We start from the raw sequence: 13,182 nt of genomic DNA on the forward strand, positions 1-13,182 counted from the left end.
CTTTCTTTAGCCATACGACCTTAAAATGAGCAATCCTGCAATCACGACAGCAAAGAATATAAAAATAAGGATATCACGCATCTCTATCTTTAATTCACGAAGTTTCGTGCGACCTTCACCGCCCTGATAGCCTCTCGCTTCCATTGCCATCGCCAGTTCCTCAGCGCGTTTAAAAGCGCTCACGAATAAGGGCACAAGCAGAGGTACTACCGCTTTGATTCTCTCCTTGATTGGTCCGGTCTTAAAATCAACACCCCTGGAAGCCTGCGCTCTGGATATCTTATCTGTTTCCTGCATCAGTGTCGGAATAAACCGCAAAGAAATTGACATCATTAAGGCCAGTTCGTGCACGGGGAACTTCAATCTTTTCAAACCTCGAAGCATATCTTCTATTGCATCTGTAATCTCAATTGGCGTTGTTGTCAGCGTCAACAGGGAGGTAATCAGAATCAACAGGAAAAAACGGACAGAGATTGCTAGTCCCTGGATAACTCCGCCAGAATAAACTTCAAAAATTCCATATTCAAAGATGACCGTGCCTTCTTTTGTTACAAATAAGTGCAGTATAAACGTAAATACGATTAGAAACCAGACCGGCATCAGCCCTTTTGCGATAAAGCGAATAGGCACCCTGGAGGTTAACACGCTTATGAGGGCAAATACGGTTAATATGCCGTAGCTCGCAACATTATTTGCCAAGAATACTATGAAAACGAAGAAAAAGATAATCGTAATCTTGGTCCTCGGATCCAAACGGTGCACTAATGAATTGCCGGGAACGTATTGGCCTATAATAAGAGAATTGTTCATCTTGATTCAGCTCCTTCAATCATTCGCTGAATCGCCTTTGCAACTTCCTCGACGGATTGCCCTTGGAATGGAATTGCCTGTCCAAACTTCTCATCGAACTCATTTAGAAACTGCACGATTTCCGGAACATCAAGCTGCACTTTCTGGAGCGCTTCCTTCTGGGTAAATACTTCTTCTGGTCTGCCTTCCATGTACTTTGTCCCTTTATTTAAAATTAGGACATGATCTGCATATTTCAGTGCGTCTTCCATGCTATGGGTAACCAGGACCGTTGTTAGATCCTGCTCTTGGTGCAGCTTATAAAACATTTCCATGATTTCCTTCTGTCCTCTTGGATCAAGGCCGGCTGTCGGTTCATCAAGTACAAGTACATCAGGCTTTACAGCCAAGACACCTGCAATAGCAACCCGACGCATCTGACCTCCGCTCAAATCAAATGGTGATCGTTGTAAAATGTCTTCCTGAAGTCCGACCGCAGGGATAATTTCCTTGATTCGCTTTTGGATTTCCGCTTCCATTACACCAAAATTTTGTGGACCAAATGCAATATCCTTTTCAACCGTTTCTTCAAACAGCTGGTGCTCTGGGTATTGAAAAACGACACCGACACGGCTTCGCAGCTTCTTCATATCCTTTGGTTTATCCGCTTTGGACAATCGATAGTCACCAATCGAAACCTCCCCTTCAGTAGGGACGGATAGCCCATTCAAATGCTGGATAAGTGTCGATTTCCCAGATCCTGTATGACCGACAATTGCCACAAAGGATCCTGAGGCAATATCAAAGGAAAGATTATCGATTGCCTTATGTGCAAATGGCGTATTCTGTTGATAAATATAGGTTACGTTCTTGAATGTAATGTCCATAAGCCCTCCAGCAACTCTTCATGATCTAATGGTTCCATCTCGATTGCAACTCCAGCCTGTTTCAATTCATCAGCCAGAATAGCTACGAAAGGAACATCAAGGCCGATTTTACGCAATTCATCCTTTTGAGTAAAAATCCCCCTTGGTGTGGCTTCCTTCCAGATCTCACCCCTGTTCATGACGATAACCCTGTCAGCCTGAACTACTTCCTGCAGATCATGGGTTATCGTGATAAGAGAAACTCCATGGTCGTCCTGGATAGAGGCAACCGTATCCATAATCTCTTTTCGTCCGCTCGGATCCAGCATCGCAGTTGCTTCATCCAAAATCAGAACCTTAGGGGAAATAGCCAGTACACTGGCAATTGCCACGCGCTGCTTCTGACCTCCAGATAAGCGATGGGGTTCTGTTAGCAAGTAATCCTGCATGCGAACAGCCGTTAAGGTCTCTGTTATCCTCTTTTTCATATCTTCTCTTGGCACACCGCGGTTTTCCATTCCAAACGCAACATCATCCTGTACAGTTGCACCTACAAACTGATTATCCGGATTCTGAAAAACCATGCCGACTTCTTTACGGATATTCCAAATAGATTCTTCGTTTACAAGCTGACCATCTATGAGAATCTCACCTTCTTGGGGAAACAGCAGCCCGTTTACCAATTTTGCTATCGTAGACTTTCCGGAACCGTTATGGCCAATAATAGCTACCCACTCATCCTCATATATGTCAAATGAACAATTCTTTAATACCCAGGGGGCCTCTTCTCCGTACCGAAACGATACATTTCTAAACTCGATTATTTTCTTCCTCATACAGAACCCTCCTCTACTCAACTATACCCGGGAATTATATATGTATTTCAAACATCAACTGACTCGACTGGATTAGCAAGTAAGTTCAACTAAAGGCACTTCACCTGATGAAGCAATCAAACCACCTCACGCCCTGTGAAGCACAGCCCAAACGAAGCTAAACGCACATCTTCGCTTTGCTTTGGCTAGCTATGATGTGCAGCGTCTATTGTGGCTTCCTTCTTCCCCGGTTATTCCGCGGTTCTCGCGATTTTTCCGCGGTTCCAGCGGTTATTCCGCGCTTTCACTATTTATTCCGCGGTTCTGGCGATTATTCCGCGCTTTCCCGGATTATTCCGCGATTCTCCGGTTTTTTCCGCGGTTCTGACGATTATTCCGCGATTCCCCTGGTTTTTCCGCGGTTCCAGCGGTTATTCCGCGTTTTCGCTGGTTATTCCGCGATTCTGGCGGTTATTCCGCGATTCCCCTGATTTTTCCGCGGTTCTAGCGGTTATTCCGCGGCTCCGCTGGTTTTCCCGCGAATCCAGCACTTTTTCCGCGGCTCCGCTGTTTATTCCGCGCTCCATCCGCCCCTACCTGCACATCTCCGCTTTTCTTTCTGTCTATTTCCAATGTGCAGCGTCTATTGTGCTTCCTTCTCCTCCGGTCGATAAGTCAACATCGAATCGCTACGCTCTTTGTGTTTCCTTTATCTTACTTCGGCTCAGTCCAGCCCATACGACGCTAAACGCACATCTCCGCTTTTCTTTCTGTCTATTTCCAATGTGCAGCGTCTATTGTGCTTCCTTCTCCTCAGGTCGATAAGTCAACATCGAATCGCTACGCTCTTCGTGTTTCCTTTATCTTACTTCGGCTCAGTCCAGCCCATACGACGCTAAACGCACATTACCACTTTTCTTTTTGTCTAGCTCCAATGTGCAGCGTCTATTGTGCTTCCTTCTCCTCCGGTCGATAAGTCAACATCGAATCGCTACGCTCTTCGTGTTTCCTTTATCTTACTTCGGCTCAGTCCAGCCCATACAACGCTAAACGCACATTACCACTTTTCTTTCTACAAAAAAAGGGCTTGGATTAACCTCGTGAGAGAGATTGAGTCCTGCCCTTGCCGCATGTGGTTGATTAAACCAATTCAATGATTGCCATTTTTGCTCCATCACCTTGGCGTTCACCTAGTTTAAGAACACGTGTATATCCACCTTGTCGTTCTTCGTAGCGCTTAGCAACATCATCAAAAAGTTTTTGAAGAACATTGTTTTCTTCATCTGCTTCTTTGTTGTATAAGAATGATGCAGCTTGACGACGGGCGTGAAGATCACCACGTTTTCCAAGTGTAATCATTTTTTCCACTATAGATTTAAGCTCTTTCGCTTTTGCTTCTGTTGTTTCAATCCGTTCATGAATAATTAAATCAGATGCAAGGTTGCGAAGTAGTGCCATACGATTGTCTGTTGTACGTCCTAACTTTCTAGCCACGGACTATCCCTCCCTTTTCGGAAACTTTAAAGGTGACTGTGTAAATCAGTCATCATCGCGTAAACCTAATCCTAGGTCTACTAATTTCACTTTTACTTCTTCTAAAGATTTACGGCCTAAATTACGTACTTTCATCATATCTTCTTCAGACTTGTTAGCAAGCTCCTGAACAGTATTGATTCCAGCGCGTTTTAAGCAGTTGTATGATCTAACAGATAAATCAAGTTCTTCGATTGTCATTTCCATGACTTTCTCTTTTTGATCTTCTTCTTTTTCGACCATGATTTCAGCATTTTGTGCTTCATCTGTTAAACCTACAAATATATTAAAATGTTCGGTAATAATCTTAGCGCCTAAAGAAACAGCTTCTTCAGGACGAATACTACCATCCGTTGTTACATCCAAAGTTAACTTGTCATAGTTTGCCACTTGACCTACGCGTGTATTTTCCACTTGATAAGTAACCCGTGAAACTGGTGTGAAAATGGAATCAATCGGAATGACACCGATTGGTTGTTCTTCACTTTTGTTCTCTTCAGCCTGACGATAGCCGCGGCCACGCTCAGCTGTCAATTTCATATGCAAGTTGCCTTTACTGTTCAACGTCGCAATGTGCAGATCCGGGTTCATTACTTCTACGTCACTGTCATAAGTCAGATCTGCAGCCGTAACTTTTCCATCACCTTGTACATCTATTTCCAATGTTTTTGGCTCATCGGAATAGATTTTAAGAGCGAGTTTTTTCAAGTTCAAAATTATGGTGGTTACATCTTCAACAACACCATCAATCGTTGAGAATTCATGCAGTGCCCCGTCAATTTGAACTGTTGTAACAGCAGCACCTGGAAGTGAGGATAATAAGATACGACGCAAGGAGTTTCCAAGAGTGGCACCATATCCACGTTCAAGCGGTTCAACCACGAATTTTCCAAATGTAGCATCATCGCTGATTTCAAGCGTTTCAATCTTTGGCTTTTCTATTTCGATCATTCAATAAAACCCTCCTTTAAAACGTCGAAACCCCGGCTAGACACCATGTCTAACCGAAATTCCTCAATTAAGGCAGTTGGCGTTTCTGCGCTACCTGTATTTCTTTCGTACGATTCTGTCTTGGATGCTGTTATACTGTTGCTATATTTTTAGCTATCATAACCCATTATAGACAGGGTGACAAATTCTATACGGTATAATTAAACTCGACGACGTTTTGGTGGGCGACAACCATTGTGAGGAACTGGTGTTACATCAACAATTGCTGTAACTTCCAAACCTGCTGCTTGTAGTGAACGAATAGCTGCTTCACGACCAGCGCCAGGGCCTTTAACTGTTACTTCCAATGTTTTCATGCCGTTTTCGATTGCTGTTTTAGCTGCAGATTCAGCTGCCATCTGTGCAGCAAACGGAGTAGATTTACGAGAACCTTTGAAGCCTAACGCTCCTGCTGAACTCCATCCAACAGAATTACCGCTTGTATCTGTAATTGTAACAATTGTATTGTTAAATGTAGAACGGATATGTGCTATACCTGAGTCAATATTCTTTTTCACACGACGTTTACGTGTATTTTGTTTACGTGCCATTGATTAGCTTACCTCCTTACATTACTTTTTCTTATTAGCCATTGTCTTACGTGGGCCTTTACGAGTACGTGAATTGTTTTTGGTTTTCTGTCCGCGAACCGGCAAACCTCGACGGTGACGAAGACCTCTGTAAGATCCGATTTCAATCAGACGTTTGATGTTAAGTGATACTTCACGGCGAAGGTCACCTTCAGTAGTATACACATCAAGCGCTTGACGGATTTTACCTAATTCTTCTTCCGTTAAATCTCGTACACGAGTGTCTTCAGAAACGCCTGCTTCTTTGAGGACTTTCTGTGCGGTAACTTTTCCAATTCCATAAATATATGTCAATGAAATAACTACACGTTTATCACGTGGAATATCAATACCTGCAATACGTGCCATAGAACGTTAGCACCTCCTGTTTTTTAGCCTTGTTTTTGTTTGTGTTTCGGGTTTTCGCAAATCACCATTACTTTGCCTTTGCGTTTGATGACTTTGCATTTTTCGCAAATTGGTTTAACAGATGCTCTTACTTTCATCATCTTTACCTCCTTTTATATCGGAGCTCGTTTATTTATAACGGTACGTAATTCGCCCTCTGGTTAAATCATACGGAGAAAGTTCAACCGTCACCTTATCACCAGGTAAGATACGGATAAAGTGCATACGGATTTTACCAGATACATGCGCTAAGACCGTATGGCCATTTTCAAGCTCGACTTTAAACATCGCATTTGGCAGTGTATCCGTTACGGTACCTTCTACTTCAATTACATCATCTTTCGCCATCGTGTTGATCTCCCTTCTTCAAATCAGTGTCAACCTCACCCATAAATTTAGTTATGGCAAATCGTAATTTCCCATTTGTGACACGACCAGTTTCTAGAAGGCTGTTTTGGACTTCCGGGGAAACATAATCCATTATCTCAATATGATGCAGATTCTTCTTCTTTGGTCGATCGTATTTGCGCTTTTCCCCGTCGGCCAGCAGGACAAATCGATCATCTACAATCGCAATGACAATTGCATATTGACCTGCTTCTCGTCCTCGCTTAATACGAACAATCTGACCCTTCATTGGAATCGAATCATCTTCGTACAACAGCGCTCACCATCACTTAGGCTATAGTTTATATTATCACAGAAAATAGAGTAACTATTTTTCCCCTGCGTCACTTTATATAAAGTAATACATGTATTTTCCTGTTAACTTACGTCATTTATTATACCATCTAGAGCAGGAATTGCATCTAATCTGATTAAAACAATAAACGACTTATTTTACCAGTATGGATTGAATCTCCTGAAAGACCTCATCGATATCGCGATCTCCGTTTACTTTCACAAGATATCCTTTATCCTGATAAAAATCAAGTAACGGCTGTGTTTGCTCTATATTAACGGATAAACGTTTCTTAACCGTTTCTGGTTGATCGTCATCCCGTTGAATTAACTTGGAACCATCCTTATCACAGATGCCTTCCTCTTTTGGAGGATTATACACCACATGGTAAGTAGTTCCGCAAGTTGGGCAAATTCTCCGTCCTGTTAAACGCTCTACCAATTTTTCTTCTGGTACATCTACATGCAACACATAATCAATAGAACGGTCTAAATCGGTCAGAAGCTGTTGTAATGCTTCCGCCTGTGCAATAGTCCTAGGAAAGCCATCCAATAGGAAACCATTATTGCAATCAGGTTTACTTAAACGTTCTTTTACAATTCCAATGGTTACTTCATCCGGAACAAGATTTCCTTGATCCATATATTCCTTAGCTTTCTTACCAAGGTCAGTACCCTCTTTGATAGCTAAACGGAACATATCCCCAGTTGAAATATGAGGGATATTATATTTGTTATTTATTTTCTCTGCCTGAGTACCTTTTCCAGCACCAGGTAATCCCATTAAAATTAAATTCAATATTTTCCCCTCGCTCTCACTGGCAGCAGGAAATTACTTAATAAATCCTTTGTAGTGACGCTTCACTAACTGACTCTCGAGTTGCTTCATTGTTTGTAATGCTACCCCTACAACGATTAGTAAACTTGTGCCACCGATTTGTACTGCTGTTGGCAGATTAGCAAGACTACCTAAGATCATAGGCAAGACAGCAACTGCAGCTAAAAAGATTGCACCTACAAATGTCAGACGATATAAAACACGAGTCAGATACTGCTCTGTATTATGACCAGGACGAATACCTGGGATATATCCACCTTGTTTTTGTAAGTTTTCAGCCATCTGCTCAGGATTAACTTGAACAAATGTATAGAAATACGTGAATGCAATGATCAAAGCTACATAAATTACCATACCAACTGGTTGTGTATAGTCAAATGCATACGAGATTGTCGACGCAATCTGACTACCTTCAAAGAAACCAGCAATCGTGGTTGGTGCAATCATAAAAGCAATCGCGAAGATTACCGGAATAACTCCTGAAGCATTCACTTTAATAGGTAAATGCGTTGATTGACCACCTACCGGAGAACGATTAACAAGTTTTTTTGCATATTGGATTGGAATTTTCCGTAATGCCTGGTTTACAAATATAACTCCAACGATTACAGCTATAGCAACCAATGCTATCAGTAGAACAATGATAATGTTAATGAATAGCTCATCACCAGGATTGACAAAATACTGGCTGTAAAGCTGACCAACACCATTCGGTACTGCCGCAACGATACCGGCAAAGATCAATATTGAAATCCCGTTTCCGACACCATGTGCAGTAATCTGTTCACCAACCCACATCAAGAAAGCTGTACCAGCTGTTAATACAATGGCAATGATAAGAAATTTCATCACACCAGGATCCGTAATTAACATTCCACCTGCCATCGCATTGAAACCAACTGACATTGCTGTTGCTTGAATAAACGCAAGAACAATCGTTCCATAGCGAGTAACCTGCGCGATTTTTTTACGACCCATCTCACCTTGCTTCTTCCACTCGGTGAATTTCGGTACAACATCCATCTGCAATAACTGCATGATTATGGACGCTGTAATGTATGGCATAATCCCCATAGCAAAAATGGAAAAGTTTTGAAGGGCTCCGCCACCAAAGGTGTTAAGAAACCCAAATACATTCTGCTGGTTCATAAAATCGATTGCTGCTTTGTCAGTAAATGGCACAGGAATAAATGTGCCAAGACGGAACACAATCAGCATTAATAATGTGAAAATGATTTTCCGTCTAATATCAGCCACGCGCATAAAATTGGAGATTGTACGAAACATTAGATCACCTCGGTTTGACCGCCCGCTGCCTCAATAGCTTCTTTAGCAGAGCTTGAGAACTTGTGAGCTTTTACTGTTACTTTTTTCTCGATAGCACCTTTGCCAAGTATTTTAATACCGGCATTAAGTTTGCTTACGACACCTTTTTCAAGTAATAGCTCTGGTGTAATTTCAGTGCCTTCTTCAAAGCGATTCAACGTATCTAAGTTTACGATTGAATATTCTTTGCGATTGATGTTTGTAAATCCGCGTTTAGGTAAACGTTGGAATAAAGGCATTTGTCCACCTTCAAAGCCCGGACGAACACCACCGCCTGAACGTGCTTTTTGTCCCTTATGTCCACGGCCGGAAGTTTTTCCGTTACCTGAAGACGTTCCACGACCAACACGATTTCTCTCTTTACGAGTTCCTTCTGCTGCCTTCAATTCATGAAGTTTCATGCGAGCACCTCCTCTTTACGCTAATTTATATTTAAACTTCTTTAACTGTCAATAAGTGGGACACTCTATTTACCATACCACGAACGGCAGGAGTATCTTCACGTACAACGGATTGACGAATTTTCTTTAACCCTAATGCTTCAACAGTATTTTTTTGTACTGCTGTTCCACCAATGACACTGCGTGTGAGGGTTATTTCTAATTTTTTAGACATAGTGTTTCCCTCCTTATCCTAACAGTTCTTCAACAGACTTTCCACGTAGTTTTGCTACGTCTTCAACTGTTTTCAAGTTTGTTAAGCCATTTAAAGTTGCGCGAATCATATTGATTGGTGTATTTGATCCAAGTGATTTCGTTAAGATATCACCAACACCAGCAAGTTCTAAAATAGCACGAACCGGGCCGCCGGAGATAACTCCAGTACCTTCTGAAGCTGGCTTCATCAATACATTACCTGAACCGAATCGTCCATTGATCTGGTGAGGAATTGTAGTTCCAACGATTGGTACAGTAATCAAGTTTTTCTTCGCATCATCAACTGCTTTTTTAATTGCTTCAGGTACTTCCTGTGCTTTACCAGTACCGAAACCTACATGACCGTTTTTGTCTCCAACAACTACTAATGCTGCAAAACGGAAGCGACGTCCACCTTTAACTACTTTAGCTACACGGTTGACTGTTACAACGCGTTCTTCAAGATCAAGTTTGTTGGCATCGATGTTAGTTTTCATACTAAGGTTCCCTCCTTATCGATTAAAATTCGAGACCTGCCTCGCGGGCTGCCTCTGCTAATGCTTTAATACGTCCATGATAAAGATATCCTCCACGATCGAAAACAACCGATTTGTAACCTTTATCCTGAGCACGTTTAGCGATAGCTTCTCCGACTTTCTTAGCGTTCTCAACGTTAGCACCAGTGCCAATGTTAAGTTCTTTGTCAGCAGTTGAAGCACTTGCTACAGTTACTCCATTAATATCATCAATTAATTGAGCATAAATGTTTTTATTTGAACGATATACATTCAGACGTGGACGCTGCTCTGTACCAGATAGGTTCTTACGCACACGGCCGTGTCTCTTTTTACGAATAATATTTTTGTCAGGTTTTGTGATCATCTAGGTCACTCCTTTCTGCTCCCTAACTAATCTTACTTAGCAGTTTTACCTTCTTTGCGGCGTACATATTCATCAGTGTAGCGAATACCTTTACCTTTATAAGGCTCTGGTGGTCTGATTGCTCTAATGTTAGCAGCAATTGCGCCAACTAATTCTTTATCGATACCTTTTACAGTTAATTGTGTGTTTTTAGGAACATCGATTTCGATGCCATCAATAGGATCGATTTCTACAGGATGTGAATAACCAGCGTTAATCACAAGTTTGTTTCCTTGTTTTTGAGCACGGTAACCAACACCAATAATTTCAAGTGATTTTTCGAAACCTTTGCTTACACCTTCAACCATGTTGCCGATTAAGCTGCGAGTAGTTCCGTGTAATGCACGATGATCTTTATGGTCAGTTGGACGTTCAACTGTAAGAACATTATCTTCTATTTTAACTTTCATATCTGGATGCAGTTCTCTGGATAACTCACCTTTTGGTCCTTTAACAGTAACCGTAGTGCCGTTAAGTTTGATCTCTACACCTTCTGGAATTTCAACAGGTTTTAGTCCTATACGAGACATTCCATGCACCTCCTCTTTAAAAAATGTTAATTACCAAACATACGCAAGAACTTCGCCACCAACAGCTTGTGAACGTGCTTCTTTGTCAGATAACACACCTTTAGATGTTGAAACGATAGCTATACCTAAACCGTTAAGTACGCGCGGTACTTCATCAGCTTTAGCGTATACACGTAATCCTGGTTTACTGATACGTTTGATACCTGTAATAACTCTATCTTCGCTTGCGCTATATTTAAGGAAAATACGCAGAACACCTTGTTTGTTGTCTTCAACTAATTCATAGTCTTTGACGAAACCTTCACGTTTCAGGATATCAGCGATCTCTTTTTTCATTTTAGAAGCTGGAAGCTCTAATTTTTCATGTTTAACCATGTTTGCATTACGAATGCGAGTAAGCATATCTGCGATTGGATCTGTCATAACCATTACTAATTACCTCCTTCCCGAATCGGGGTTTACCAGCTTGCTTTTTTGACACCAGGAATTTGACCTTTATAGGCAAGTTCACGGAAACAAATACGGCAAAGTTTAAATTTACGGATTACAGAATGCGGACGACCACAACGTTCACAACGTGTATATTCTTGCACTTTGTATTTTTGCGGACGTTTTTGCTTAGCAATCATAGATTTTTTAGCCAAAATTTTCCCTCCTTGTATTAGCTCTTGGCTTATTTTTGGAAAGGCATGCCTAGCTGAGCTAAAAGTTCACGAGCTTCTTCGTCTGTATTGGAAGTTGTAACAATAACAATATCCATACCACGAACTTTGCTTACCTTATCATAATTAATTTCTGGGAAAATTAATTGTTCTTTCACACCTAATGTGTAGTTTCCACGACCATCAAATGCTTTCTTGGAAATACCACGGAAGTCACGTACACGCGGTAATGATACTGCAATCAGCTTTTGAAGGAATTCGTACATACGCTCACCGCGAAGTGTAACTTTTGCCCCGATTGGCATTCCTTCACGTAGGCGGAAACCAGCGATTGATTTCTTCGCACGAGTGATCAATGGTTTTTGACCAGAAATTAAAGAAAGTTCTTCAACAGCACTATCTAATGCTTTTGAATTTTGAACAGCATCACCAACACCCATGTTGATAACGATTTTTTCTACTTTCGGTACTTGCATTACAGAATCGTAATTGAATTTATTCATTAATGATGGTGCAATTTCACCTTGGTATTTTTGTTTTAATTCGTTCATAGTGGCGCCCTCCTTTCGTCGCTAAATTATTTATCTAATGCTTCACCGGATTTTTTAGCGATGCGGACTTTCTTTCCGTCTCGTACTTCATATCCAACACGAGTTGGTTCACCGGATTTTGGATCAATTGGCATTACATTAGAAACATGAATTGGAGCTTCTATGTTAAGAATTCCGCCTTGCGGATTATCTTGAGAAGGTTTCGCGTGCTTTTGAATCATGTTGATTCCTTCAACAAGCACACGCTCTTTCTTCGGAAATGCTTCTAATATTGTACCTGTCTTACCGCGGTCTTTACCGGATAATACTTTAACTTTATCACCTTTTTTTACATGCATGCTTAACGCACCTCCTTGACAAGGTAATTCATTCTTATAAAACTTCTGGAGCTAGAGATACGATTTTCATGAACTTAGCATCACGTAATTCACGTGCAACCGGTCCGAAGATACGAGTACCTCTTGGACTTTTATCGTCACGAATAATTACGGCAGCATTTTCATCAAAACGGATATACGATCCATCTTTACGACGTGCACCAGATTTAGTACGTACGATTACTGCTTTAACAACTTCGCCTTTTTTGACAACGCCGCCTGGTGTTGCTTGTTTGACGGTACAAACAATTACGTCACCAATATTAGCAGTCTTACGTCCTGATCCACCTAATACTTTGATGGTCAATACTTCACGAGCACCAGAGTTATCTGCAACTTTTAAACGAGTTTCTGATTGAATCATAACGTTGTGACCTCCCTTCGGATACATTCCGAGCGAACTTTAATTAAATAATTACCGCTTCTTCTGTAACTTCTAGTAAACGAAAACGTTTTGTAGCAGAAAGCGGGCGAGTTTCCATGATGCGAACGATATCTCCTGTTTTTGCAAGATTGTCTTCATCATGTGCCTTGAATTTCTTAGAGTACTTAACACGTTTACCATATAATTTATGGAATTTATAAGTTTCAACTAAAACAGTGATTGTTTTATCCATTTTGTCGGAAACAACACGGCCTGTATATACTTTACGATTATTACGCTCAGTCATTGAGGCTAACCTCCTCTCTG

General features: G+C 41.3%; 23 protein-coding genes. All 23 read right to left on the minus strand.

Going from position 1 to position 13,182, the window contains the following annotated elements; genetic code table 11:
- Positions 1 to 6 precede the first annotated feature (6 nt).
- On the minus strand, positions 7 to 810 hold the full coding sequence (locus OMHG_RS16815; RefSeq protein WP_010652065.1) for an energy-coupling factor transporter transmembrane component T family protein: 804 nt from the start codon (positions 808 to 810) through the stop codon (positions 7 to 9).
- Positions 807 to 1,676, minus strand: a complete 870-nt coding sequence (locus OMHG_RS16820; RefSeq protein ID WP_010652066.1) for an energy-coupling factor ABC transporter ATP-binding protein — start codon at positions 1,674 to 1,676, stop codon at positions 807 to 809. The genes OMHG_RS16815 and OMHG_RS16820 overlap by 4 nt, the downstream gene beginning before the upstream one ends.
- Positions 1,652 to 2,491 (minus strand): energy-coupling factor ABC transporter ATP-binding protein, encoded by an 840-nt coding sequence (locus tag OMHG_RS16825; protein ID WP_010652067.1) that lies wholly within the window; start codon positions 2,489 to 2,491, stop codon positions 1,652 to 1,654. Before OMHG_RS16825 ends, OMHG_RS16820 begins: the two co-directional genes overlap by 25 nt.
- A gap of 1,119 nt (positions 2,492 to 3,610) precedes the next feature.
- Complete coding sequence (gene rplQ, locus OMHG_RS16830) at positions 3,611 to 3,964, minus strand: 50S ribosomal protein L17 (RefSeq protein WP_010652068.1); 354 nt, start codon at positions 3,962 to 3,964, stop codon at positions 3,611 to 3,613.
- Positions 3,965 to 4,009: 45 nt separating this feature from the next.
- A complete protein-coding gene (locus OMHG_RS16835) occupies positions 4,010 to 4,954 on the minus strand; it encodes a DNA-directed RNA polymerase subunit alpha (protein WP_010652069.1) in 945 nt (314 codons plus the stop codon).
- Positions 4,955 to 5,154: 200 nt separating this feature from the next.
- Complete coding sequence (rpsK, locus tag OMHG_RS16840) at positions 5,155 to 5,544, minus strand: 30S ribosomal protein S11 (protein WP_010652070.1); 390 nt, start codon at positions 5,542 to 5,544, stop codon at positions 5,155 to 5,157.
- A 21-nt stretch (positions 5,545 to 5,565) separates the two neighbouring features.
- Positions 5,566 to 5,931, minus strand: coding sequence for a 30S ribosomal protein S13 (gene rpsM / locus OMHG_RS16845; RefSeq protein WP_010652071.1), 366 nt, complete (start codon positions 5,929 to 5,931; stop codon positions 5,566 to 5,568).
- Between the two features lie 23 nt (positions 5,932 to 5,954).
- Positions 5,955 to 6,068 carry a 50S ribosomal protein L36 gene (gene rpmJ / locus OMHG_RS16850; RefSeq protein WP_010095733.1) on the minus strand — a complete coding sequence of 38 codons (114 nt, stop codon included), beginning with the start codon at positions 6,066 to 6,068 and terminating at the stop codon, positions 5,955 to 5,957.
- 31 nt (positions 6,069 to 6,099) lie between these two features.
- On the minus strand, positions 6,100 to 6,318 hold the full coding sequence (infA, locus tag OMHG_RS16855; protein ID WP_010652072.1) for a translation initiation factor IF-1: 219 nt from the start codon (positions 6,316 to 6,318) through the stop codon (positions 6,100 to 6,102).
- On the minus strand, positions 6,305 to 6,631 hold the full coding sequence (locus OMHG_RS16860) for a KOW domain-containing RNA-binding protein (RefSeq protein ID WP_010652073.1): 327 nt from the start codon (positions 6,629 to 6,631) through the stop codon (positions 6,305 to 6,307). The genes infA and OMHG_RS16860 overlap by 14 nt, the downstream gene beginning before the upstream one ends.
- A gap of 174 nt (positions 6,632 to 6,805) precedes the next feature.
- A complete protein-coding gene (locus OMHG_RS16865) occupies positions 6,806 to 7,450 on the minus strand; it encodes an adenylate kinase (RefSeq protein WP_010652074.1) in 645 nt (214 codons plus the stop codon).
- Between the two features lie 33 nt (positions 7,451 to 7,483).
- Complete coding sequence (gene secY / locus OMHG_RS16870) at positions 7,484 to 8,776, minus strand: preprotein translocase subunit SecY (RefSeq protein ID WP_010652075.1); 1,293 nt, start codon at positions 8,774 to 8,776, stop codon at positions 7,484 to 7,486.
- Positions 8,776 to 9,216, minus strand: coding sequence for a 50S ribosomal protein L15 (gene rplO, locus OMHG_RS16875; RefSeq protein ID WP_010652076.1), 441 nt, complete (start codon positions 9,214 to 9,216; stop codon positions 8,776 to 8,778). The genes secY and rplO overlap by 1 nt, the downstream gene beginning before the upstream one ends.
- A 31-nt stretch (positions 9,217 to 9,247) precedes the next feature.
- Entirely contained in the window at positions 9,248 to 9,430 is a 183-nt protein-coding gene (rpmD, locus tag OMHG_RS16880; protein WP_010652077.1) for a 50S ribosomal protein L30, read from the minus strand.
- Between the two features lie 13 nt (positions 9,431 to 9,443).
- Entirely contained in the window at positions 9,444 to 9,947 is a 504-nt protein-coding gene (gene rpsE, locus OMHG_RS16885) for a 30S ribosomal protein S5 (protein ID WP_010652078.1), read from the minus strand.
- A 22-nt stretch (positions 9,948 to 9,969) separates the two neighbouring features.
- Positions 9,970 to 10,332 (minus strand): 50S ribosomal protein L18, encoded by a 363-nt coding sequence (rplR, locus tag OMHG_RS16890; protein ID WP_010652079.1) that lies wholly within the window; start codon positions 10,330 to 10,332, stop codon positions 9,970 to 9,972.
- 32 nt (positions 10,333 to 10,364) lie between these two features.
- On the minus strand, positions 10,365 to 10,901 hold the full coding sequence (rplF, locus tag OMHG_RS16895) for a 50S ribosomal protein L6 (RefSeq protein WP_010652080.1): 537 nt from the start codon (positions 10,899 to 10,901) through the stop codon (positions 10,365 to 10,367).
- A 30-nt stretch (positions 10,902 to 10,931) separates the two neighbouring features.
- On the minus strand, positions 10,932 to 11,330 hold the full coding sequence (gene rpsH / locus OMHG_RS16900) for a 30S ribosomal protein S8 (RefSeq protein ID WP_010652081.1): 399 nt from the start codon (positions 11,328 to 11,330) through the stop codon (positions 10,932 to 10,934).
- 29 nt (positions 11,331 to 11,359) lie between these two features.
- Positions 11,360 to 11,545, minus strand: coding sequence for a type Z 30S ribosomal protein S14 (locus tag OMHG_RS16905; protein WP_010652082.1), 186 nt, complete (start codon positions 11,543 to 11,545; stop codon positions 11,360 to 11,362).
- Between the two features lie 29 nt (positions 11,546 to 11,574).
- Positions 11,575 to 12,114: a 50S ribosomal protein L5 gene (gene rplE / locus OMHG_RS16910; protein WP_010652083.1), complete on the minus strand. Its 540-nt coding sequence runs from the start codon at positions 12,112 to 12,114 to the stop codon at positions 11,575 to 11,577.
- A gap of 26 nt (positions 12,115 to 12,140) precedes the next feature.
- A complete protein-coding gene (gene rplX, locus OMHG_RS16915) occupies positions 12,141 to 12,452 on the minus strand; it encodes a 50S ribosomal protein L24 (RefSeq protein ID WP_010652084.1) in 312 nt (103 codons plus the stop codon).
- Positions 12,453 to 12,486: 34 nt separating this feature from the next.
- Complete coding sequence (rplN, locus tag OMHG_RS16920) at positions 12,487 to 12,855, minus strand: 50S ribosomal protein L14 (RefSeq protein WP_010652085.1); 369 nt, start codon at positions 12,853 to 12,855, stop codon at positions 12,487 to 12,489.
- Between the two features lie 43 nt (positions 12,856 to 12,898).
- Complete coding sequence (gene rpsQ / locus OMHG_RS16925) at positions 12,899 to 13,162, minus strand: 30S ribosomal protein S17 (RefSeq protein ID WP_010652086.1); 264 nt, start codon at positions 13,160 to 13,162, stop codon at positions 12,899 to 12,901.
- Positions 13,163 to 13,182: the final 20 nt, after the last annotated feature.

The sequence above is a fragment of the Oceanobacillus massiliensis str. N'diop genome, from assembly GCF_000285495.1.
Classification (GTDB): Bacteria; Bacillota; Bacilli; order Bacillales; family Amphibacillaceae; genus Oceanobacillus; species Oceanobacillus massiliensis.

Excerpts from the sequence above, each read along its gene's own strand:
- rpsH (WP_010652081.1), bottom strand. The coding sequence starts at position 11,330 with ATGGTTATGACAGATCCAATCGCAGATATGCTTACTCGCATTCGTAAT.
- rplR (WP_010652079.1), bottom strand. The coding sequence starts at position 10,332 with ATGATCACAAAACCTGACAAAAATATTATTCGTAAAAAGAGACACGGC.
- rpsQ (WP_010652086.1), bottom strand. The coding sequence starts at position 13,162 with ATGACTGAGCGTAATAATCGTAAAGTATATACAGGCCGTGTTGTTTCC.
- secY (WP_010652075.1), bottom strand. The coding sequence starts at position 8,776 with ATGTTTCGTACAATCTCCAATTTTATGCGCGTGGCTGATATTAGACGG.
- OMHG_RS16835 (WP_010652069.1), bottom strand. The coding sequence starts at position 4,954 with ATGATCGAAATAGAAAAGCCAAAGATTGAAACGCTTGAAATCAGCGAT.
- infA (WP_010652072.1), bottom strand. The coding sequence starts at position 6,318 with ATGGCGAAAGATGATGTAATTGAAGTAGAAGGTACCGTAACGGATACA.
- OMHG_RS16820 (WP_010652066.1), bottom strand. The coding sequence starts at position 1,676 with ATGGACATTACATTCAAGAACGTAACCTATATTTATCAACAGAATACG.
- rplX (WP_010652084.1), bottom strand. The coding sequence starts at position 12,452 with ATGCATGTAAAAAAAGGTGATAAAGTTAAAGTATTATCCGGTAAAGAC.
- rplO (WP_010652076.1), bottom strand. The coding sequence starts at position 9,216 with ATGAAACTTCATGAATTGAAGGCAGCAGAAGGAACTCGTAAAGAGAGA.
- rplE (WP_010652083.1), bottom strand. The coding sequence starts at position 12,114 with ATGAACGAATTAAAACAAAAATACCAAGGTGAAATTGCACCATCATTA.
- rpsM (WP_010652071.1), bottom strand. The coding sequence starts at position 5,931 with ATGGCACGTATTGCAGGTATTGATATTCCACGTGATAAACGTGTAGTT.
- rplN (WP_010652085.1), bottom strand. The coding sequence starts at position 12,855 with ATGATTCAATCAGAAACTCGTTTAAAAGTTGCAGATAACTCTGGTGCT.
- rpsK (WP_010652070.1), bottom strand. The coding sequence starts at position 5,544 with ATGGCACGTAAACAAAATACACGTAAACGTCGTGTGAAAAAGAATATT.
- rpmJ (WP_010095733.1), bottom strand. The coding sequence starts at position 6,068 with ATGAAAGTAAGAGCATCTGTTAAACCAATTTGCGAAAAATGCAAAGTC.
- rplF (WP_010652080.1), bottom strand. The coding sequence starts at position 10,901 with ATGTCTCGTATAGGACTAAAACCTGTTGAAATTCCAGAAGGTGTAGAG.
- rpsE (WP_010652078.1), bottom strand. The coding sequence starts at position 9,947 with ATGAAAACTAACATCGATGCCAACAAACTTGATCTTGAAGAACGCGTT.
- OMHG_RS16815 (WP_010652065.1), bottom strand. The coding sequence starts at position 810 with ATGAACAATTCTCTTATTATAGGCCAATACGTTCCCGGCAATTCATTA.
- OMHG_RS16825 (WP_010652067.1), bottom strand. The coding sequence starts at position 2,491 with ATGAGGAAGAAAATAATCGAGTTTAGAAATGTATCGTTTCGGTACGGA.
- rpmD (WP_010652077.1), bottom strand. The coding sequence starts at position 9,430 with ATGTCTAAAAAATTAGAAATAACCCTCACACGCAGTGTCATTGGTGGA.